At 61.1% G+C, this 19,244-nt stretch carries 19 protein-coding genes and 1 pseudogene; 2 read left to right on the top strand and 18 right to left on the bottom strand.

Going from position 1 to position 19,244, the window contains the following annotated elements; translation table 11 throughout:
• From H1Y01_RS08880 to H1Y01_RS08865, 4 genes and pseudogenes are all read right to left on the bottom strand, one after another.
• Positions 1 to 503, bottom strand: a pseudogene (locus H1Y01_RS08880) (mandelate racemase/muconate lactonizing enzyme family protein); the annotation flags it as partial.
• A complete protein-coding gene (gene pheT, locus H1Y01_RS08875; protein ID WP_180540081.1) occupies positions 500 to 2,791 on the bottom strand; it encodes a phenylalanine--tRNA ligase subunit beta in 2,292 nt (763 codons plus the stop codon). The pseudogene H1Y01_RS08880 and the gene pheT, both read right to left, overlap by 4 nt.
• Entirely contained in the window at positions 2,788 to 3,813 is a 1,026-nt protein-coding gene (gene pheS / locus H1Y01_RS08870; RefSeq protein ID WP_180540080.1) for a phenylalanine--tRNA ligase subunit alpha, read from the bottom strand. Before pheS ends, pheT begins: the two co-directional genes overlap by 4 nt.
• Before the next feature lie 9 nt (positions 3,814 to 3,822).
• On the bottom strand, positions 3,823 to 4,284 hold the full coding sequence (locus H1Y01_RS08865) for a hypothetical protein (RefSeq protein ID WP_180540079.1): 462 nt from the start codon (positions 4,282 to 4,284) through the stop codon (positions 3,823 to 3,825).
• A 50-nt stretch (positions 4,285 to 4,334) separates the two neighbouring features.
• On the opposite strand from H1Y01_RS08865, the gene H1Y01_RS08860 reads away from it, so the two are divergent.
• Positions 4,335 to 5,630: an adenylosuccinate synthase gene (locus H1Y01_RS08860; protein ID WP_180540078.1), complete on the top strand. Its 1,296-nt coding sequence runs from the start codon at positions 4,335 to 4,337 to the stop codon at positions 5,628 to 5,630.
• A 52-nt stretch (positions 5,631 to 5,682) separates the two neighbouring features.
• Positions 5,683 to 6,489, top strand: coding sequence for a hypothetical protein (locus tag H1Y01_RS08855; RefSeq protein ID WP_180540077.1), 807 nt, complete (start codon positions 5,683 to 5,685; stop codon positions 6,487 to 6,489).
• Between the two features lie 50 nt (positions 6,490 to 6,539).
• On the opposite strand, the gene tgt is transcribed toward H1Y01_RS08855, so the two are convergent.
• From tgt to hisI, 14 genes are all read right to left on the bottom strand, one after another.
• Positions 6,540 to 7,691 carry a tRNA guanosine(34) transglycosylase Tgt gene (gene tgt, locus H1Y01_RS08850; protein WP_257644430.1) on the bottom strand — a complete coding sequence of 384 codons (1,152 nt, stop codon included), beginning with the start codon at positions 7,689 to 7,691 and terminating at the stop codon, positions 6,540 to 6,542.
• Positions 7,692 to 7,836: 145 nt separating this feature from the next.
• Complete coding sequence (locus H1Y01_RS08845) at positions 7,837 to 8,511, bottom strand: PEP-CTERM sorting domain-containing protein (protein WP_180540076.1); 675 nt, start codon at positions 8,509 to 8,511, stop codon at positions 7,837 to 7,839.
• Between the two features lie 121 nt (positions 8,512 to 8,632).
• The gene (locus H1Y01_RS08840; RefSeq protein ID WP_180540075.1) at positions 8,633 to 10,063 is read right to left on the bottom strand and encodes a peptide MFS transporter; all 1,431 of its coding nucleotides are present in this window, start codon (positions 10,061 to 10,063) and stop codon (positions 8,633 to 8,635) included.
• Positions 10,064 to 10,066: 3 nt separating this feature from the next.
• Positions 10,067 to 11,464 carry a pyridoxal phosphate-dependent decarboxylase family protein gene (locus H1Y01_RS08835; protein WP_180540074.1) on the bottom strand — a complete coding sequence of 466 codons (1,398 nt, stop codon included), beginning with the start codon at positions 11,462 to 11,464 and terminating at the stop codon, positions 10,067 to 10,069.
• Positions 11,445 to 12,389, bottom strand: a complete 945-nt coding sequence (locus tag H1Y01_RS08830) for a dihydrodipicolinate synthase family protein (protein ID WP_180540073.1) — start codon at positions 12,387 to 12,389, stop codon at positions 11,445 to 11,447. Before H1Y01_RS08830 ends, H1Y01_RS08835 begins: the two co-directional genes overlap by 20 nt.
• 15 nt (positions 12,390 to 12,404) lie before the next feature.
• A complete protein-coding gene (locus H1Y01_RS08825) occupies positions 12,405 to 13,097 on the bottom strand; it encodes a HisA/HisF-related TIM barrel protein (RefSeq protein WP_180540072.1) in 693 nt (230 codons plus the stop codon).
• Positions 13,094 to 13,870, bottom strand: coding sequence for an imidazole glycerol phosphate synthase subunit HisF (gene hisF / locus H1Y01_RS08820; RefSeq protein WP_180540071.1), 777 nt, complete (start codon positions 13,868 to 13,870; stop codon positions 13,094 to 13,096). Before hisF ends, H1Y01_RS08825 begins: the two co-directional genes overlap by 4 nt.
• Positions 13,871 to 13,872: 2 nt before the next feature.
• The gene (gene hisH / locus H1Y01_RS08815; RefSeq protein ID WP_180540070.1) at positions 13,873 to 14,466 is read right to left on the bottom strand and encodes an imidazole glycerol phosphate synthase subunit HisH; all 594 of its coding nucleotides are present in this window, start codon (positions 14,464 to 14,466) and stop codon (positions 13,873 to 13,875) included.
• A complete protein-coding gene (gene hisB / locus H1Y01_RS08810; protein ID WP_180540069.1) occupies positions 14,463 to 15,053 on the bottom strand; it encodes an imidazoleglycerol-phosphate dehydratase HisB in 591 nt (196 codons plus the stop codon). The genes hisH and hisB overlap by 4 nt, the downstream gene beginning before the upstream one ends.
• Complete coding sequence (locus H1Y01_RS08805) at positions 15,050 to 15,727, bottom strand: HAD-IA family hydrolase (RefSeq protein ID WP_219341401.1); 678 nt, start codon at positions 15,725 to 15,727, stop codon at positions 15,050 to 15,052. The genes hisB and H1Y01_RS08805 overlap by 4 nt, the downstream gene beginning before the upstream one ends.
• Positions 15,724 to 16,776 carry a histidinol-phosphate transaminase gene (gene hisC / locus H1Y01_RS08800; RefSeq protein ID WP_180540068.1) on the bottom strand — a complete coding sequence of 351 codons (1,053 nt, stop codon included), beginning with the start codon at positions 16,774 to 16,776 and terminating at the stop codon, positions 15,724 to 15,726. Before hisC ends, H1Y01_RS08805 begins: the two co-directional genes overlap by 4 nt.
• Positions 16,773 to 18,011 (bottom strand): histidinol dehydrogenase, encoded by a 1,239-nt coding sequence (gene hisD, locus H1Y01_RS08795; protein ID WP_180540067.1) that lies wholly within the window; start codon positions 18,009 to 18,011, stop codon positions 16,773 to 16,775. The genes hisC and hisD overlap by 4 nt, the downstream gene beginning before the upstream one ends.
• A gap of 4 nt (positions 18,012 to 18,015) precedes the next feature.
• Positions 18,016 to 18,885: an ATP phosphoribosyltransferase gene (gene hisG, locus H1Y01_RS08790; RefSeq protein ID WP_180540066.1), complete on the bottom strand. Its 870-nt coding sequence runs from the start codon at positions 18,883 to 18,885 to the stop codon at positions 18,016 to 18,018.
• A 1-nt stretch (position 18,886) separates the two neighbouring features.
• On the bottom strand, positions 18,887 to 19,244 hold a 358-nt coding region (gene hisI, locus H1Y01_RS08785; protein WP_219341400.1), incomplete at its 5' end, for a phosphoribosyl-AMP cyclohydrolase.

Raw genomic sequence — 19,244 nt, 5'->3', positions numbered from 1 at the left:
TACGCGCGGAAGCCGGCTTCAACGCAAGCCCGCGCCGTTTCCTCCAGCGATCCCTTCGACGGATACCCGGTCGAATAACACTCCACGTGGTCGCGCGCGAGGCCGCCGAGCAGCTCGTAAATCGGAACGCCGAGCGCCTTGCCTTTGATGTCCCACAGCGCCAGGTCCAGCGCGCCAAGCGCATCGAGCTTCTCGCGCCCGGCCGGATAGAAATCGCCGCGCATCATCATCTGCCACAGGCGATCGATGCGCGATGGATCTTCGCCGATGATCATCGCCGCGCATTGCTCAACCGTGTCTTTCGATCCGCCCTCGCCGATGCCGGTGATTCCGGCGTCCGTTTCGATCGTGACCACGTTGGCGCTCTGGTTGAATAGCGGCCGCCCGTTCGGATTGAAGTAATAGCGGATGCGCGTGATCTTCATCGGCGCGGCCGCCGCCGTCAATCGTGCCGCGCCCGCAAACGCCGCCGCCGTTGCGGAAAGAAACTCGCGCCGGTTCATGTTCGCGTCTCGTGACCCAGACCGCGCACGCCTTCGATGATCCGATCGCGCACGGCATTGATCTCGTCCGACGATAGCGTGCGTTCGGGCGACCCCACCGTGATCCGGTACGTCATGCTCCGCATCCCCTCCGAAACCTGCGGACCGCTGTACTCGCGCAAGAACTCGATGCGCTCCAACAGAGATCCCGCGAACTCCCGAATCCGCGTTTCGAGAGCCGCCGAATATTCCCGCAGCGGAGCGATCACCGAAATATCGAACGCGCTCGAAGGGAATTTCGGAATCGGCTGGAAGGGCTGTTGCTGCGGGCGCAAGTCGAGCGTGCGCTCCAGATCCAGGTTCAATATCGCGGCCCGCCCCTCGATCATCGATGGGTGTGCCTCAAACAATCGGCCGACCACCGAATCGCCGATATAAATCGTAGCGGTTCGCGCCGGATGCTCATAAGGCAGCACCTCCGCGGTCGGTTCCACTCGAGCCTCAGCCGCAATCGCGAGTAACAAAAGCTTCAACTCAAAGAGCCCGCTGCGCCCATCGCCGTCTGCTGCGTAAACGGCTGCCGCGAGATGCGGAATCTCGCGCGGCATGGCCGGCGTCAGATTGTGAATCTCACGCCCGATTTCGAAAAGCCGGAACGCGTCGAAGTGTTTCCGGTTCAACTCCAGATTCGCGAAGATTCCCGGAATGAGCGACGTGCGCAGCAGGTTCTGGTCGGACGCGATCGGGTTCAGCACGCGCAGCGCATCATCCGGCGACAACGCGAATCGCTGGAATTGCTCATCGCTCAGGAACGAGTAGTTGTAGACCTCGGTGTAACCCCGCGCCGCCGCGAGCGCGCGAATTTCCCGATACCAAACGCGCTTTGGATCATCCGGAGGAACGGTACACGCAACCCGCGGCGGCTCCGGCGGAATCGTGTCGTACCCGATCATGCGCCCGACTTCTTCCACCAGGTCGTCCGGTTCCGCAATGTCCTTCGTCGCGCGCCACGTCGGAACGGTCACCTCGAACAGATGCAGGCCCGCATCGCGCACTTTGAAAGCGAGCCGCTCCAGAATTTCCCGGACCTCATCCGGCGGAACGATGCGCCCCAGCTTGCGGTCCAGCACGTCAAGCTTCAGAGGGATCGTCTGCGGTTCAGGCAGCGCGCGGTAGTCGTCGGTGAGCCGCCCGCCGATCCGCGCCTCCGGACACACCACCCGCATCAACGCGATGGCCCGCGCCAAAGCCCGCACGGTGTTCGCCGGATCCTGCGCCTTTTCGAAACGCATCGAAGCATCCGTTCGCAGCTTCAGCCGCGCCGAGGTCTTGCGAATCTGCGACGCATTCCAGTTCGCGCTCTCAAACACGATGTTGGTCGTCTCCTCAGTGATCGACGTCCCCTTGCCGCCGATGATCCCCGCCAGCGACACCGCGCGCTCGCCATCGGCCACCACTCCGTCCGCCGCGCTGAGCACATACTCTTCCCCGTTCAGCGCCAGCAGACCTTCGCCCTCAAACGCGGGCCGGACGATCAGCCGGTCGCCACGTAGCTTGTCGCGATCGAAGGCGTGCATCGGCTGCGCGAGTTCCGTCATGACGAAGTTCGTAATGTCGACCACGTTGTTGATCGGGTTCAATCCCAGCGATTCGAGCCGGTATTGCAGCCACAAGGGCGACGGCGCAATTCGCACATCCTCGAAAGTCACCACGCTGAAGCGCGGGCATAACACGTAATCGTCAACGCGGACGTTGAACGAATCCGAACCCTTCGGCAGAAGCGCGAGATCGACCGGGTCCTTCAGGTTTTCGCGGGTGATCGCAGCGACTTCGCGCGCCATTCCGAGATGACCCCACAGATCCGGACGGTGCGTCAGCGACTTGTTGTCGATCTCGAGAATCGAATCGGGCGCGAAGTCGATCGTGTCGGAAGACCACTCGATAATCCCCTCGTCCTCGCGGCCCAAACCCAGTTCGGCGGCGCTCGCCAGCATGCCGTTACTCTCGATGCCGCCGACGTTCTTGACGCCCACTGGCACCCATACGGTCCGCATTCCCGCGCGGCAGTTGGGAGCGCCGCACGCGACGGTGATAGGCTCGCCCTCACCGATGTCGACCAGCGCACGCGTCAGCTTTCCCACCGGCTCCGCCGACAACACCCGTGCCACCCGCGCGCCCTCCAGCAACGCGCCGGCACGTTCCACGCCCTCCGACTCCGCCGTGCGAACCGTGATCAGTTGCTCCAGTTCCGCCGCAGGTACGTCGAGCCCCGGAACCAGCTCCTGAATCCACTGCATCGAGAACTTCATGAGAATTGATTTAGAAAGCGCAGATCGCCCGACTGCAGCAGCCGGATATCGTTGATCGCGTAACGCATCATCACCAGGCGCGTCAGTCCCAGCCCAAACGCGAAACCGTTCCACTTGTCCGGATCGATATTGCTCATCCGCAGCACGTTCGGATTCACCAGACCGCAGGGCAGCAGCTCTACCCAGCCTGAGTGCTTACACACCGCGCATCCCGAGCCGCCGCAGATCAGGCATCGAATATCCAGCTCGAAACCCGGCTCGACGAACGGAAAGAAACCAGGCCGCAGGCGCACCGTCGCGGGCTGATGGAAAACTTCGGTCAGCAGCGTCTGCATGAAGTAAATGAGATTACCCACGGAAACATCGCGGTCGATCATCATCCCTTCGAGCTGGTAAAACGTGTGCTCATGCGACGCGTCCACGCTTTCGTTGCGGAACACGCGGCCGGGCGCGATCATGCGCAGCGGCAGCGGATAGCGCTCCATGCCCCGCACCTGCACCGGCGAGGTGTGGGTTCGCAGCAGCCAGCCGCCGGTGAGCCAGAATGTGTCCTGCATATCGCGCGCGGGATGATCCGGCGGAATATTCAGCGCGTCGAAGTTGTGGAACTCATCCTCAACCTCCGGCCCATCGAGCACGGCGAAACCCATGGAGCGAAACAGGTCCTCAATCTCCTGCTGAATCTGCGTCAGCGGATGCAGCGCGCCCGGCTTTACCCCGGCCGGCGGAAGCGTCAGATCGAGCCACTCGGCGTCGAGCCGCGCGGTCAAAGCGGCGCTCTCGAACTCAGCCGTCCGCGACTCAAGCGCGCTCTCGATGGCAGCCTTCGCCTGATTCAGCAGCTTGCCGAGCCGCGCCCGATCCTCCGGCGCCAGCTTGCCCATCCCCTTGCTGATTTCGGCGAGCGCGCCGCCTTTGCGTCCCAACACGCGAACTCGGATCGCTTCCAGTTCGTCGGGACTCGTTGCCGCCGCGATCGCGCTCACGGAGTCGCGCTCGAGTTCCGCCAGATTTTCTTCCATGAAATCGCGCTACGCCGCGGGCCGGTACACCCGGTCTTCCTTCGACAACTCTACAACCAGGTGATTGATGTAAAAGAGCAGCAGCGCGTCCGGATACTTGCCCTTGAACTCGTCGTACACCCGCGTTTGCCAACCCTCGGTCAGAAACGGCGCCGGGTCCATATCCTTCCGAAAAAAACCGTCATCATGCGGAATTCCGAGAAAATTCAGCACGGCCACGATCAAGTCAAAGTGCGAAATCAGGATGGCCTGCGAAAGATCGGTCGCCAGTTCCTCATCGTTAGCCCGCAACCGCGACATCAAACCCGGCCCCGCCTTACGAAGCGTTTCCGCGTTCAATTTGCTCAAATGCAGACGGGTTTTCAGCCGCTCGTAAAGCAGGAAAGTCTTCAGTTTTCCTATCGAAACGCTCTTCAGAAGTGTGTCGAGAGCGCTGTCCCCGAGCTCCACGAACACATCGGAAAGCCGCATAAGCAGCCAGAGTAACATAGCCCAACTGCGTTAGAATAAAGGGTTTGCCCATGGGAAACATGATCATACTCGGCACCCAGTGGGGTGATGAAGGAAAAGGTAAGTTGGTCGATCTGCTGGCCGATAAGTTCGACATCATCGCGCGTTTCCAGGGCGGTCACAATGCCGGCCATACCATCCAGATCCGGGACCGCAAGTTCGTCCTGAAGCTGATCCCCAGCGGCATCCTGCGCCCCGGCAAGATCGCGGTGATCGGCAACGGCATGGTGATCGACCCCATTGCGCTGTTTGAGGAGATCGATCAGCTGACCGGCGCCGGGATCGACGTGAAGCGTCAGCTGCGCATCAGCAATCGCGCGCACATCCTGTTCCCCGGCCATCGCGCCATGGAAGCGCGCCTCCACATCGGTACGACCAAGCGCGGGATCGGTCCGTGCTACGAAGATAAAGCAGGCCGACGCGGCTTGCGCGTCGCCGATCTGCTCGATTCGGATACGTTTACCGAGAACTTTGAAATCCTGGCGCGCGAGCACGACACGCTCCTGAGGGCATTCTGCATTCAACCGGAATACAGCGTGGCCGAGACCACCGCAATTTACCGGGAGCTCGCCGAGCGCATGCGTCCCATGGTCGCCGATACCGCGCTACTTCTCAACCGCGCAATCCGCGACGGCAAACAAGTTCTATTCGAGGGCGCGCAGGCCACGATGCTCGATCTCGACCACGGGACTTACCCGTTCGTCACGTCGTCCAGCGCCTCAGCCGGCGGAGCTTGCGTCGGAACCGGCGTTGCGCCGACCCTGATCCATAGCATCGTCGGAGTCGCCAAGGCCTATATCACGCGCGTCGGCGGCGGCCCTTTCCCCACCGAGTCTCTCGGCGCCGAAGGCGACGAACTGCGCAGGCGTGGAAACGAATTCGGCTCCGTTACCGGGCGTCCCCGGCGCTGCGGCTGGTTTGACGCTCCGCTGCTTCGCTACACCGGGATGGTGAACAATCTCGATACGCTGGTCATCACCAAGCTCGACATTCTGGATCACCTGGATCGCATTCCCGTCTGCACTACGTACCGCGTCGGCGACGAGTTGCTCGACGCGATGCCGGCCATCAGCAACGGCCTTTCGCGGGTAGAGCCCGCCTATGAATGCCTCCCCGGCTGGCAAACCGACACCTCCCAAGTGCGTTCCTGGGACGATCTGCCGGCGGCCGCGCGCTCCTATCTCGATTTCCTCGAAAACCAGGTCGGCGTCGAAGTGGGTTGCGTTTCGATGGGTCCCGAGCGCGACCAAACGCTGATCCGGCCGGGGTCCAAATTCGAAAAGCTGGGTTTGAAAAGCTGGGCTTGAAAAAGGAGCCGGCTGAATCGTTTCCACTTGAAATGGCATCCGCATTGCTCTCATGCGAGACGTGAGGATTGCGGCAGTTATCTGTTCGAGTCTGATTGCCGTTTCTGCATTCGCGGGCGTTTCGCCCGAGGAATTGACTCGCAAAGCCGTCCAAAACTTCCAGCGAAATTACCAGGTGACCGCGCTGAAGTACACCTACATGGAGGCGGACGTCGATTCCGATGGCTCCGAGAAAACCAGCGTTGGGCGCGTTTTCCCCGTCAACGGGCTGCCTTACGAGTTTGAAACCAGCCGCAACGGAACACCGCTGAATCCCGAACAGTTGAAGAAGGAGCAGGGCAAACTCGACGCTCGTAAGAGCGAGGGCAAAGAGGAGCGGGAGAAACGTATCCGCAACTATCTGCGGGACCGCGCGTTTCTGAACGAGGTTCCCGAAGCATTCGCTTGCAAGGTATCCGGCGAACAGGAACTGCATGCCAGGGCGAACTATGTTCTCGACTGCGACCCCAAACCCGGATATCACGCCGTCGACTCCCGCGCGGCTATGTTCTCCCACATTCATGCGCGCATTTACATCGATAAAGACGATCTGCAGATGACGCGCGCCGAAGCCAAAGTGCTGGAGACCATTTCGTTCGGCTGGATACTGGCCCGCATCGGACCGGGAGCCGACATGAACCTCGAGCAAACCCGACTTACCGATTCCGACTGGCTGCCGAGCCTGATCGACGTGAACGGCACCGCCAGGATCTTATTAATCCACGACCATCCGATCCACGAACGCATCACTTACTACGATTTCAAGCCGATCAACGGCAATGCGGCCGCGGCGATGAATATATCCAAGCTAGGACTGTAAATCGCTTCGTCTACCGAGCCGCAACGGCAACGGAGCGGTCTTACCGCAAGCTACTCGACTCTCTGGTTTGCCGCCGAGCGAGTTTCGGCAAGGTATTGAGGGAACGTTCCCGAACGGATCGCATCCCTTATCTCCCGCATAATTTCCAGATACCGATATAAGTTGTGCGTTGTCGCCAGTGTCGCGTATAAAATCTCGCCGGCCTGGAATAAGTGCCGCAAGTAAGCGCGCGAGTAAGTGCGGCAGGTCGGACACCCGCAGTGATCGTCGATCGGCTCCGGGTCCGCCTTGAAGCGCGAATGTTTGATGATCAGGCGGCCGCGGCGCGTGAATAAGTATCCGTTGCGGGCGTTGCGCGTGGGCAGCACGCAATCCATCATGTCGATCCCGCGCGCTACATACTCGGGCAACTCATCAGGCATGCCGACCCCCATCGCGTAGCGCGGACGGTCGCGGGGCAGCCGGGGTTCAGCGGCATCCACCATGTCCATCGAGAGCGGGCGCGGTTCTCCTACCGATAGCCCGCCGATCGCATATCCATCCGCGTCGAGATCGGCCAGCTGCGTTGCGCAGCTTTGCCGCAGATCGGGGTAGACGGAACCTTGCACGATCGGAAACAAGGCGTGGCGCGTCGACACGCTCTCCATGCGCTGCCTGAAATGAGTCATCGCGCGCCGCGCCCATTCGATGGTCCGCGCGGTCGACGTTTCCGCATAATCGCGAGGCGACGGGTACGGCGTACACTCATCGAGCGTCATCAGAATGTCGCTGCCGAGCGCGAGCTGCACATCCACGGTCGATTCCGGGGTGAACAGGTGCGAGTCGCCGTCCAGATGCGAGCGGAAGACCACGCCGTCGTCCGAGATGGTGCGCCGCTCGCTAAGACTGAAGACTTGGAAGCCGCCCGAGTCGGTCAGAATCGCGCCGGGCCAGCTCATAAAGCGGTGGAGACCGCCGAGTTCGCGGATGATTTCGTGGCCTGGGCGAAGAAACAGATGATACGTGTTGCCCAGTAAGATGCGGGCGCCGAGTTCGCGATAGAGCGAGTCCTGGCGGACTCCCTTGACCGTGGCCTGGGTGCCGACCGGCATGAAGACCGGCGTTTCGATCTCGCCGTGGGCCGTCTTCAGGATTCCGGTGCGGGCCCGCGTCTCGAGACATGCGGCGGTAGTTTCGAACGCGATCTGCCTGGGTGTTACCAAACTTCATTGTCGGATGCGGGGCGGTCCGCCTTGAAATCTCGACGCTGAGCATGTACAACCGAATGGTGCCTCAGTTGATCCCGGGGTGGTTCATCTGTGTTCATCCGTGGCTACTAAGAATGTAGCCACGGCTGAACAAGGATACTTACGCGTTTGCCTGGCTCTTCAAAGCCCCGGCCTTTCTACGAACCCAGAATGCCGCGCCCGCCAATCCTAACCCTACAAACGTCACTGAAGCCGGTTCCGGAGTTGCGGTCGCGACGCTGCCCACATAGTCTAAGCCGTAAGAGTAGCCATTCTCCTGGTAAGTTGTGAAGGAGAGGGTATTGGTTCCCTGTTTCAGATCGCTTCCGAAACTCGCGAGGGAGAAGTTACCTTCCGTGCTCTCTAAACACCCGATCGCTTGTGAGGAGCAGAGCGGGTAAGAACCCCCCAGTACCGCGCTATAGATCGTGATGCCGTTTAATACGACCGAGGTTGTGTCGTCCGCCAGAACATTCAAAACAGCGTTCGTCACCGTTCCGCTGACATTGAAGCTTTGCGAGAACGTAACCGCGGTGCCGTTCGGGACGGTGTAGAAATTCGGATCACTGGTGCTCCCGGTATCGGCATAAGAAATCCAGCTTGAGCCGGCCAGTGGTCCATACCAGGAGCTGTTGGGGAGGATGTTTTCAGTCGCGCCGGCGTCGGCGATCCCGAGCGAGACTGAGTTATTGGTCGTGTTAGTTGCTGAGCTATCCAGGTTAATCGTGCCGGCCTGGGCGATAACTGCAGAGCCAACTACGGAGCAAACTGTAAGTAAGAGTAAAGATAATTTCAACGATGATCTCCTGAGGATGTAAACGAACTAATTCAATCGTAAACGCCAAAGGAGGATGGGTCAATGAATTCGCAGGTTCAATCGAAGCTTCTGTACTAAGTACTTCGGCTGCTAAGTAGTTCTACTTAACTCCGGCCGTCAGCTTCTTCATTGGGCCATTAAACAGTACTAGGATCAGGGCGCATGCAATCGAAAATACGGCGACCACTCCAAAGATGAGCGGCAAAGGAAACTGCTCGTATAGCGAAGCCACGCGGCCGCCGATGAACTCTCCGACCGAGATCGATAAGAACCAGACGCCCATGATCAGCGCGGCAATGCGCTGCGGCGCTAACTTAGTCATGGCGCTTAGACCTACGGGGCTCAGGCAAAGCTCGCCGATGGTGTGAAATAGGTAAGTCAGCGTAAGCCACATCGGGCTCACAGCCTTGCCGCCGGCGACCGGGATCAGGACCGCATAACCCAGTCCAACGAAGAGCAGACCAAGGGAAAACTTGATCGTCATGCTCGGCTCGCGGCGACCCAGTTTGATCCATAATGCGGCGAATATCGGCGCAAAGATCACCAGGAACAGCGAGTTCAGAGTCTGGAACCAACTGGCTGGAAAGTGATAGCCCATCAGTACATCGCGCGTATTGCGCTGGGCGAAGAGACTGAGCGTAGACCCGGCTTGTTCGAACGCGGACCAGAACATCGCCGACGCGAGGAACAGGACGAAGATCGCGGCCAGGCGCTTGCGTTCCACCGGAGTCCAGCCCGAGGAGAGTAAAAGGCCGCCGAATACCGCCACGGTGATGACCGTGAGCATCGCACCGAGAACGTCAGACAGTCCTTCGGCCGAGACCTGCAGGATATGGCCGGCTGACAGTCCGGCAACGATAGCAACCGCGGCCAGAATAACTGCGGCCCCGATAACCGCCTGCCGCCGCGCTTTCGGATTAGGCGGCGGGGGCATGCCCGCGCCTTCCAGATACTTCGCTCCGAGCGTGTATTGGATGAGTCCGGCAGTCATGCCGACCCCGGCCAGCGCAAGCCCATAGCGGTAGTTGAACTTCTCGCCGACGGTACCAATAATCAACGGGGCAATCAGCGCGCCGGTGTTAATCCCCATATAGAAGATGGAAAAGCCGGAATCGCGGCGCGGGTCGTTCTCGGAGTAGAGTCCGCCGACGATGGTGCTGACGTTGGGCTTGAGCAGTCCCGTGCCGAGCGTCACTAACACGAGCGCGCTATAGAACGAGGCGATACCGGGCAGCGCCATCGAGTAATAACCGATCGCGATGATGATGCCGCCGTAGAGTACGGCTTTGCGCTGGCCCAGGATGTTATCGGCCAGCCAGCCGCCCGGCAGGCTCAGCAGATACACCATCGCGAGGAAGAGACCGTAGATGATGCCGGATTGCGCGGTGGAGAATCCAAGGCCGCCCTGCGCCACCTTCGCGGTCATGTAGTAGATCAGGATGGCGCGGACGCCGTAGAAGCCGAAGCGCTCCCACATCTCGGTGAAGAAGAGCGTGGCGAGTCCGCGCGGGTGACCGAAGAAGGTGGCCATGAGTTAAGCGATTAGGCTAGCACTTAGTTCTCGCAGCCGGGTCCAGAGGCGCTGGAGGGTGTCACGCGTCGTGCCGAGATTGCCGATGGCAATGCGCAGCACGGTACGGCCATTGAGAACGGTATGCGAGAGATAGAAATCGCCCTCGGCATTGATTAATCCCATAAGTTCGAGATTGGATTCATCGGAACCGCGCAGGCGGAAACAAACAACCGATAGCGGGACCGGCGCCACTACTTCAAAGCGCGGATCAGCCCCAATTTCAACCGCGAGCTCCTGCGCCATCAGCACCTGATCGCGAATGATGGCCGCCAGCCGTTCGCGCCCGAACGCACGGAAGATGAACCACAGTTTGAGCGCGCGGAATCGGCGCCCGAGCGGGATGCCGTACTCCATGAAGTTGACGCGCCGCGGGTCGTCCGCGGTTTGCAGATAGTCGGGAACCAGCGAAAACGCGCGGTGCAGGATTTCCGGGCGCCGCGTGTAGAGGACGCTGCAATCCATCGGCGTGAAGAGCCACTTATGCGGGTTGACCACGAGCGAATCCGCGTGCTCCGCGCCTTCCAGGATGAAGCCGAATTCGGGGACAATCGCGGCGCTTCCCGCATAGGCGGAGTCGACGTGCAGCCATAACTTGTAGCGTTGCGCGATGCGCGCGATGGCCGGTATGGGATCGATGCTCGTCGTGGACGTCGTGCCCGCGGTCGCGACGATACAGAACGGCTTCGTGCCTTCGGCCAGATCGTCAACGATTGCCGCTTCGAGCGTCTCGGGGTCCATCCGGAACTCGTCATCCGCCGTGATCTTGCGGAGGTTCTGCTGGCCGAGGCCGAGGGCGATCACGGCCTTATCGATGGAAGAGTGCGCGTGTTCGGAGCAGTAAAGGGTCAGCGGTTTCTCGGAGCGGCCGGTCTGGCGGATCGCGGGCGCGGCGAGCTCGCGCGCGGCGGCGATCGCGTGGAGACTCGAGATCGACGCGGTGTCGAAGATCATGCCGAACTGCAGCGGCAGACCCATCCACTCACGCAGCCAATTCAATACGACGATCTCCAGTTCCGTGACGGCGGGCGAAGTCTTCCAGAGAATGCCGTTGTTGTTGAGAGCGGCGATGAGGAGTTCGGCCAGGATTCCCGGCGCGCTCGCGGACGTCGCGAAATACGCGAGGAAACCGGGATGGTTCCAATGGGTTAGCGCGGGTAGCAGCACGCGTTCGAAATCGGCCAGGACCTGCTCCATCGATTCCGGCTGCGCGGGACCGTGGGCCGGCAGCGCGTCGATCAGTTCGCCGGGATGATTGCGCGAAAGGAGCGGATATCGTTCCGGCTTCGCGAGATAGCCGGCGATCCAGTCGACCAGTTGATGGCCGGCGCGTTGAAATTCTTCAGGTGAGAGATCGGGCATGAAGGTTGAGGACGAACGGCAGCCACGAGGCGAACCAGTTCTTGAATTCTTCGAGCGAATCGAATTGCTCGGCGTTGGGCGGGATGGCGGGCGGTCCAACCTTATCGCCGCGCGCTTCGCAGGCCGCGGAGATCCCGACCGGCACGGGAAACCGGTCGATCCAGTCGATGAAGGCGTTGACCTCCGACTCGAGTTGGCCGGCGGCCGTTGCGTCGTTGGACCGGATGGCGTGGAACAGCGCCAGCATCAGCTCGGGAACCGCGCACGCAACGCCGGAAACCGCGCCGGAGACCCCATTGCGCAACGCGTCTGCGAACAATCTGTCATTGCCGCACAAGATGGAAAGCGGATGCGGGGCCTCGATCGCGAGCAGCGCGTTCAGGTAATCCGGATCTCCGCTGGAGTCTTTGATGCCGGCGAAATCACCGGACGTGAGAAGCTCGCGGGCGAGTTCGATCGGGATGGCGTTCGTAAACGCGGGGATGTTGTAGAGCAGGATCGGCAGCGCGCCGCCGATGGCAATGGCGAACAGCCGGTAAAATTCGCCGATGTCTTCGGGCGTGTAGCGATAAAAGTAGGGAGGCATCAGCAACAGGCCGACGGCGCCGGAATCAACGGCGGCTTCGGCCAGCATGACCGCGCCATCGAGCGTGGAATGACTCACTCCGGCGATGATCGGCACGCGGCTGCGCTTGATGGCGAGATGCAGCAGGCGCTGGCGATCTTCGGGCTTGACGTTGATGAACTCGCCGGTGGCGCCCAGGAGAACGATGCCATCGACGCCCGATTTGGCGAGGCGATCGACCAGCTCTAGCATGGCGGCGTGGTCGGCCTCGTGCCGCTCGCGCCGGTGCGGCGTTACGGCGGCGGCCCACAGGCCCCGGAATCCGGGCGGTTCAGGCTCGGCTTGGCGGCGGCGGAACATGCTACACGCGGTAGCCTAACACGCGGCGAGTTCTTCCAGGCTTAGCCGGCCCGTATAGATGGCCATGCCGATCGCCGCATGCACGTTCATCTGTTGCAGGGCGCGAATATCTTCCAGCGTGGTGATCCCGCCGGCGGCCGTGATCTCGCGATCCGTGGTGTTGCGCAGATCTTGAAACCACTCGAGATCGGTGCCCTGCATCATCCCTTCCTTATCGACATAAGTGCACAGAAAGCCGGAGCAGTAGGGTTCGAGTTCGCGGATCACGTCGTGTGCGCGCAAACGGGTAGTGCTCTTCCAGCCACGCGTGACGATGCAGCCGTCACGTGAATCGAGCGCGATCAGGACACGGTCCGGACCGATGGCGTCGGCCAGACCGGCGAGCCAATTGTGCTCGATGCCGGTTTCTGAGAACGCCGCGGTGCCGATGATCACGCGATGCGCGCCTTGGCCGATCAACGACCGGGCGCGGTCGAACGAGCGGACACCGCCGCCGGCGCGAATCACGGCCTGCGCGGCGAGCGTGCGGATCAGCTCGTCATTCGCGCCGCGATTCAACGCTGCGTCCAGATCGATGACCTGAATTTGCGGAAACGCGCGGAAGCGTTCGAGAACGGCGAGCGGCGAATCTTCCTCAAGCGCTTTGTCGCGGCCTTGCACCAGCTGCACGGCTTTACCATCCATCACGTCGATGCACGGGATGATCATCGGCCGTTCCTCACGGTGATTCCCTGGCGAGCGAGCGCGTCCTTGAGATCGCTAATGCGGATCGTGCCGAAGTGGAAGACGGACGCCGCGAGCGCTGCATCGGCTTCACCTTCCGTGAGCACGCGGGCGAAGTCTTCCACCACGCCGGCGCCGCCCGACGCGATCACGGGAATGTTGACGACGCGCGAAATGGCGCGGGTCAGTTCGCAATCGAAGCCGGTCTGCACGCCATCGGTATCCATGGAGGTCAGCAGAATTTCCCCGGCCCCGCGCTGTTCCGCTTCCCGCGCCCACTGGGCTGCGTCGATCCGTTCGTCGTCTCTTCCGCCGCGCGTGAAGACGTTCCATGCACCGTTGGGGTTGTGAGACGCGCTGCCTCGCGCGTCGATCGCGAGGACGACGGCCTGGGAGCCAAACTCCTCGCTGAGTTCGGTGAGCAGTTCGGGACGGCGGACGGCGGCGGTGTTGACGGTGATCTTGTCGGCGCCGGCGAGCAGAATGGCACGGGCGTCGGCCACGCTGCGAATGCCGCCGCCCACCGCCAGCGGAATGAAGACTTCGCGCGCGGTGCGAGCCACCAGATCCACCAGGATTTCGCGGGCATCGCTCGAAGCCGTGATGTCGAGAAAGACGAGTTCATCCGCGCCCTCGCGGTTATAGCGAGCGGCCAGTTCGACGGGGTCTCCGGCATCGCGCAGACCGACGAAATTCACGCCTTTGACCACGCGTCCGGCGGTGACATCGAGACAGGGAATGATGCGTTTCGCGAGCATCGCTAGAGGTCGAGAAATGACGCTAGTAAGTCTCGTCCGGAGTCCGAAGATTTCTCCGGATGGAACTGCACGCCGAAGATGTTGCCGCGCTCGATCACCGAACTGTAGCGCAGCGAATACTCAGTGACGCCGGCAGTGAGGGAACATTCGGGCAGGTAGTAGCTATGCGCGAAGTAGAACCACGAGTTCGATGGGAACGACTGCAACAGGCGCGATTGCGGCGAAGACTCCACGCGATTCCATCCCATCTGCGGCACTCGTACGGTGTACGGAAAACGCTCGATCGCGCCCTTGAAGATGCCCAGTCCCGCGGCTTCCGGCGCTTCGGCGCTGCGCTCGAACAGCGCTTGCATGCCGAGGCAAATACCGAGAAACGGAACTCCGGAACGGATGCGTTCGGTCAAAGCAGCGCGTATCTTAAGGTCGTCGAGCGAGCGCATCATCTGGCCGAAGTGGCCGACGCCGGGCAGGATGATTTTCGAAGCGCTCTGAATCGCGTTGCGCGTTTTGGCAATCGTGTACGGGCGTTGCATCGATTCCAGCAGATTGCCGACGGACCGCAGATTCCCCGCGCCGTAATCGATCACCGCGATCATAGGAGGCCCTTCGTCGACGGGAGCTGGTCTCGCAGACGCTCGTCGTAGGAGCAGGCGTAACGCATGGCGCGCGCCCAGCACTTGAAGATCGCTTCGATCTTGTGGTGGTTCGACCGGCCGTACATCACCTTTGCGTGCAAGTTGGCCGCGGCGTGCTGGGTGAAGCCGTTGAAGAAGTCCGGCAGCAGTTCCGTCTGCAGTTCGCCGACGTGCGTCACATTCACCTGATCTTCATACACCAGCGCGGCGCGCCCACCGAGATCGACGGCGACCACGGCGAGCGTTTCATCCATCGGCATCACAAAATAGCCCGCGCGATTGATCCCTTTGCGATCCCCTAACGCCTGCGCGAAGAGTTGGCCGATCACGATGCCCGCGTCTTCCACGGTGTGGTGCTGATCGACATCCAGATCGCCTTCGGCGCGCAGTGTGAGATCGAAAGCGCCGTGACGCGCGAACAGTTCCAGCATGTGATCGAGGAACCGGATCCCGGTCGCAATTTCGTATGTCCCCGCGCCGTCGATTTCGAGTTCCCCGTGAATGCGCGTCTCGTTGGTGTTGCGATCGAGGGCAGAGAAACGGCTCACAACATCGCCTCGATATCGTTAATCGATTCAATCACCGCCATCGCGCCCAGGTGTTCCAGCGCCTGCACGGTTTCGGCGCGCCGCGGCGTTTGCGGACCGGCCACCCCGATGAACGATACTTTCGCGGCTTGCGCGCAGCGGGCGTCATCGACCGTATCGCCGACGTAGATGACGCGCTTCAACGGCAGACCCGCGCGAATGCGATTGATGCCGGCAGGGCTGGGCTTCGGTTCACTCACATCGTCGGTTCCGATGACCGGGCGGAACACGCCCGGCGCGTAGCGGTTCAACGTCACCTCCGCTTCTTCGTGCAATCGTCCGGTAAAAACGGAGAGTCGATGCGAGCGGCTCAAGCGATCGAACAATCCTGGCTTCGCAATCCAGCGCTCGTTTTGGATCAAGCCATCGTAGCCATTCTCGCCGCGGAAGAATTTTTGGAACTGGCGAACCACGGTGTCGTATCCAACGTCCACGCCGGATTCGTGAATGATGTGGAACGTGAGCGCCCAATCGTCGTTCCAGCCGCCCTGGTTCTTGAAATCCTGGATCAAGGAGTTCGTAATCGGGAATCCGGCGAAGTGACGGACGGTTTGGATGATCGCCTGGCGATAGGAATCGGTGACGTCCACCAGAACGCCGTCCATGTCGAAGATGAGAAGGATGCCGGGAGTCACCAGATCTGCTCCAGTTCCTTTATCATGCGCTCCGTTTGCGCGCGGTTGCCGACGGTGATGCGGACGGCGCCGGGGATTTCGTAACTGCGGTCGCGAACCAGGATCGCGTGTTCGCGAAGCGCGGCACAGATTTGTTTCGCTCGGTCACCGGCGAAAATGAGGACGAAGTTAGCGGCGCTGGTTACATATCCGATACCGAGTCGCGTAAGCGCGACATAGAGCCGTTCACGCGCGCTGAGAACTTCGCGCACGAGTTCGTCGATGAACGCCGTGTCTTCGATCGCCGCCGCGGCAGCCATGGCCGCCAGCATGTTCACGCTATAAGGCGACTGCGCTTTGTGCAGATAAGCGATGTTCTGCTTCTGCGAAAAGAGCGCGCCGATGCGCAGCGCTGCCATTCCGTACGCTTTCGAGAACGTGCGGCTGATGAAGAGATTGGGATAGCGATCGAGCAACCTCATCGCGGTAACACCGGAGAATTCGAAGTACGCTTCGTCAATCAGGATGGCCGCGGCGGGCGCCCGTTGGAGAATCCGTTCGATAGTTGCAAGATCGACGCCGACTCCGGTCGGATTGTTGGGATTCGAAAGGATAACGGCGCGCGTTTCCGGCGTGAGTTGCTCGAGCAGCTCTTCGATCGGGAACGCAAGCGCGGGCGGCTGGTAGTGCGCCTCGCGAATGGGAACACCGGCCAACTCCGCGTAGAACCGGTACATCGCGTACGAGGGTTTCAGCAGCAGCACGGGGCCGCTCGGGTCGGCGTACGTATTGAGGAAAACCTGGATCGCTTCGTCGGTCCCGTTGGTGAGCAGCATCTGATCGGGATCGACACCGAAGTGGCGCGCCAGCTTGGGTTTGACCTCCGCGTAGTCTGGATAAACGGATAGCCGTTCCGCACTCAACCGTGCGATGAGGAACTCGATCACGCGCGGTGAGCACCCGACGGTGTTCTCGTTGAAATCGAGGCGCAGCTTGCCGTAGCGTCCTCCTGTGGGAGGCACATACGGCGCCATCTCAATCACCGCGCGGCGGGGAATCGGCGCGTTCATAAGCGAGCCTCAACCGAGCGGGCGTGCGCTTCCAGGCCTTCGGCGCGCGCCAGCGTAGTCACTGCGGGCGCGATTCCGGCCAGGCCTTCCGCAGTGAGCTGCTGGACGGAAATCACCTTGACGAAATCGGCCGCGGAGAGTCCCGCGCGCATACGGGCGTGTCCACTGGTTGGCAACACATGGTTGGGCCCCGATGCGTAATCGCCCGCAGCCTCCGGGCTAAACGCCCCGATGAAGACACTGCCCGCGTTGCGGATTTGCGGGAGCAGCGACGCGTCTTCAATGCTGAGGTGCTCGGGCGCGAACCGATTCGCGATGTCGATCGCTTCCGCTTGCGAGCGCACCCGTATAATCGCGCTGTTCCGGTCGATTGCGACACGCGCGACTTCGGCGGTCGAGAGCCCCGCGAGTTGGCGCTCGATCTCTTCAGCCACGGCGGACGCGAGTTCTTTCGATGTGGTGAGCAGGATCGCGGCGGCATCGACATCGTGCTCGGCTTGCGCGAGCATGTCGGCCGCGAGATAACGCGCGTCCGTTTCATCGGCGATGATCAGAATCTCCGTGGGTCCCGCAACGAAGTCAATCGCGACTTGACCCGCCAACATTTTCTTCGCGGCTGCAACGTAGATGTTTCCGGGTCCGACGATGCGATCCACCTTGGGAACGGATTCGGTTCCGAAAGCGAATGCCGCAATTGCGTGGGCGCCTCCGAGGCGAAACACCTGCGAGAGACCAAGCAGATGCGCAGTCGCGTCGATCTCATCCACCGCGCGCGGACTGCTGATGAAGATGTCGGGAACCCCAGCGCAGCGTGCGGGAATCGCCGTCATCATCACCGTTGACGGAAGCGGATAGCGCCCACTGGGAATGTAGGCCGCGACGCGGTCGAGCGGCCGTACAATCTGACCGGCGCGAATTCCCGGCCTCACATCGAACCATTGCTCGAGCGGGACTTGTCTTGCTGCGTATTCACGAATATTCCCGGATGCCTGTTCCACCGCGCACCGAAATGCAGCGCTCACGCGATCGGCAGCGCTCGAGAGTTCTTGCGCCGTGGCGAGGAAGCTCACTCCGGTGAACTTATCGAAGTCACGGGCGAACTCGCGAAGCGCAGCATCGCCGCGCTGTGCAACCTGATCGATGATTGGGCGCACGACGGACTCAGCTTGCGCGAGAGAAGCTTCGCGGCGAAGCAGAAATCGAGGAGCAGCCGCGTGATCGAGTATCCGAATCATGCCATCACAACACGATCTTGTTGAGCGGGTACTCGACAATGCCTTCCGCGCCGGCTTTCTTCAAACGCGGAATGATGTGGCGCACCGTCGACTCTTCGAGAATGGTGTTCACCGCAACCCAATCTTCATCGCTGAGGTTTGAGATCGTCGGCCTCCGCAAAGCGGGCAGTTCCGCGATGACCGCGTGGAGCGAAGCGCGCGGAACGTTCATCATCAAGCCGACTTTTCCCAGCGCGTTAATCGCGCCCTCAAGAAGCGTGCGGATATCCTCCAGCTTCTGCCGCTTCCACGCGTCCATCCAGGCGTTCCGGTTCGCGATCAGGTGCGTCGCCGATTCGAGAACCGTATCGATAATGCGCAGATTATTCGCGCGCAGCGATGAGCCCGTTTCCGTGACTTCCACAATCGCGTCGGCCAGTACGGGCGGTTTCACCTCCGTCGCGCCCCAACTGAATTCGACCCGCGCGTTCACATGGTGCCGGGCGAGATAGCGCTTCGTTGTGCCCACCAGCTCGGTCGCGATCACTTTGCCCTGCAAGTCCTGCACGGTTTGAAACGGCGAACGCTCCGGAACCGCCAGCACCCAGCGCACTTTACCGAAGCTTTGTTTGGCGTAGATCAGTTCGGCGACCATCTCGACATCGGCCTCGCACTCGTGGATCCAATCGAGCCCGGTGAGTCCCGCATCGAGGACGCCGTCATTCACGTAGCGCGCCATCTCCTGCGCGCGAATCAGCATGCACTCAATTTCCGGGTCATCGATCACCGGGAAGTACGAACGCGTGCTGGCTGTGATGTTGTAACCGGCGCGGCGGAACAGGTCGATCGTCGCGGCTTCGAGACTGCCTTTCGGAATACCGAGCTTGAGCTTCATGCTAGATCGTGTACACCGCTTCGGGGTCGAACGTCGGCTCTTCCGCCCGCACCCATGCGCCGTTTTCGTAGCGACGCGAAAAGCAGCTGGCGAATCCTTCATGGCACACGCCGGGGCCCAGCGGCTCCACGCGCAGTTCCAGCGCATCGAAGTCGCAGTCGGTTCGGATTTCGACAATTCGAAGCCGATGCCCGGATGTTTCCCCTTTCGTCCAGAGCTGATTGCGCGAGCGGCTCCAGAACGTAACGAAGCCGGTTTCGCGAGATTGCTGCCATGCCTGATCGTTCATGTAGCCGATCATGAGCAGGCGTCCGGTGGCGTGGTCGGTGACTGCGGCGGTGATCAATCCATTCAATTTG

Source organism: Nevskia soli (assembly GCF_903970205.1).
Classification (GTDB): Bacteria; Acidobacteriota; Terriglobia; order Bryobacterales; family Bryobacteraceae; genus Bog-113.
Note: the sequence above shows the minus strand (reverse complement) of the source record. Positions and strands in the feature narration are given on the sequence as shown.

Excerpts from the sequence above, each read along its gene's own strand:
- pheT (WP_180540081.1), bottom strand. The coding sequence starts at position 2,791 with ATGAAGTTCTCGATGCAGTGGATTCAGGAGCTGGTTCCGGGGCTCGAC.
- pheS (WP_180540080.1), bottom strand. The coding sequence starts at position 3,813 with ATGGAAGAAAATCTGGCGGAACTCGAGCGCGACTCCGTGAGCGCGATC.
- H1Y01_RS08865 (WP_180540079.1), bottom strand. The coding sequence starts at position 4,284 with ATGCGGCTTTCCGATGTGTTCGTGGAGCTCGGGGACAGCGCTCTCGAC.
- H1Y01_RS08860 (WP_180540078.1), top strand. The coding sequence starts at position 4,335 with ATGGGAAACATGATCATACTCGGCACCCAGTGGGGTGATGAAGGAAAA.
- H1Y01_RS08855 (WP_180540077.1), top strand. The coding sequence starts at position 5,683 with ATGCGAGACGTGAGGATTGCGGCAGTTATCTGTTCGAGTCTGATTGCC.
- H1Y01_RS08840 (WP_180540075.1), bottom strand. The coding sequence starts at position 10,063 with ATGGCCACCTTCTTCGGTCACCCGCGCGGACTCGCCACGCTCTTCTTC.
- H1Y01_RS08835 (WP_180540074.1), bottom strand. The coding sequence starts at position 11,464 with ATGCCCGATCTCTCACCTGAAGAATTTCAACGCGCCGGCCATCAACTG.
- H1Y01_RS08830 (WP_180540073.1), bottom strand. The coding sequence starts at position 12,389 with ATGTTCCGCCGCCGCCAAGCCGAGCCTGAACCGCCCGGATTCCGGGGC.
- H1Y01_RS08825 (WP_180540072.1), bottom strand. The coding sequence starts at position 13,097 with ATGATCATCCCGTGCATCGACGTGATGGATGGTAAAGCCGTGCAGCTG.
- hisF (WP_180540071.1), bottom strand. The coding sequence starts at position 13,870 with ATGCTCGCGAAACGCATCATTCCCTGTCTCGATGTCACCGCCGGACGC.
- hisH (WP_180540070.1), bottom strand. The coding sequence starts at position 14,466 with ATGATCGCGGTGATCGATTACGGCGCGGGGAATCTGCGGTCCGTCGGC.
- hisC (WP_180540068.1), bottom strand. The coding sequence starts at position 16,776 with ATGAACGCGCCGATTCCCCGCCGCGCGGTGATTGAGATGGCGCCGTAT.
- hisD (WP_180540067.1), bottom strand. The coding sequence starts at position 18,011 with ATGATTCGGATACTCGATCACGCGGCTGCTCCTCGATTTCTGCTTCGC.
- hisG (WP_180540066.1), bottom strand. The coding sequence starts at position 18,885 with ATGAAGCTCAAGCTCGGTATTCCGAAAGGCAGTCTCGAAGCCGCGACG.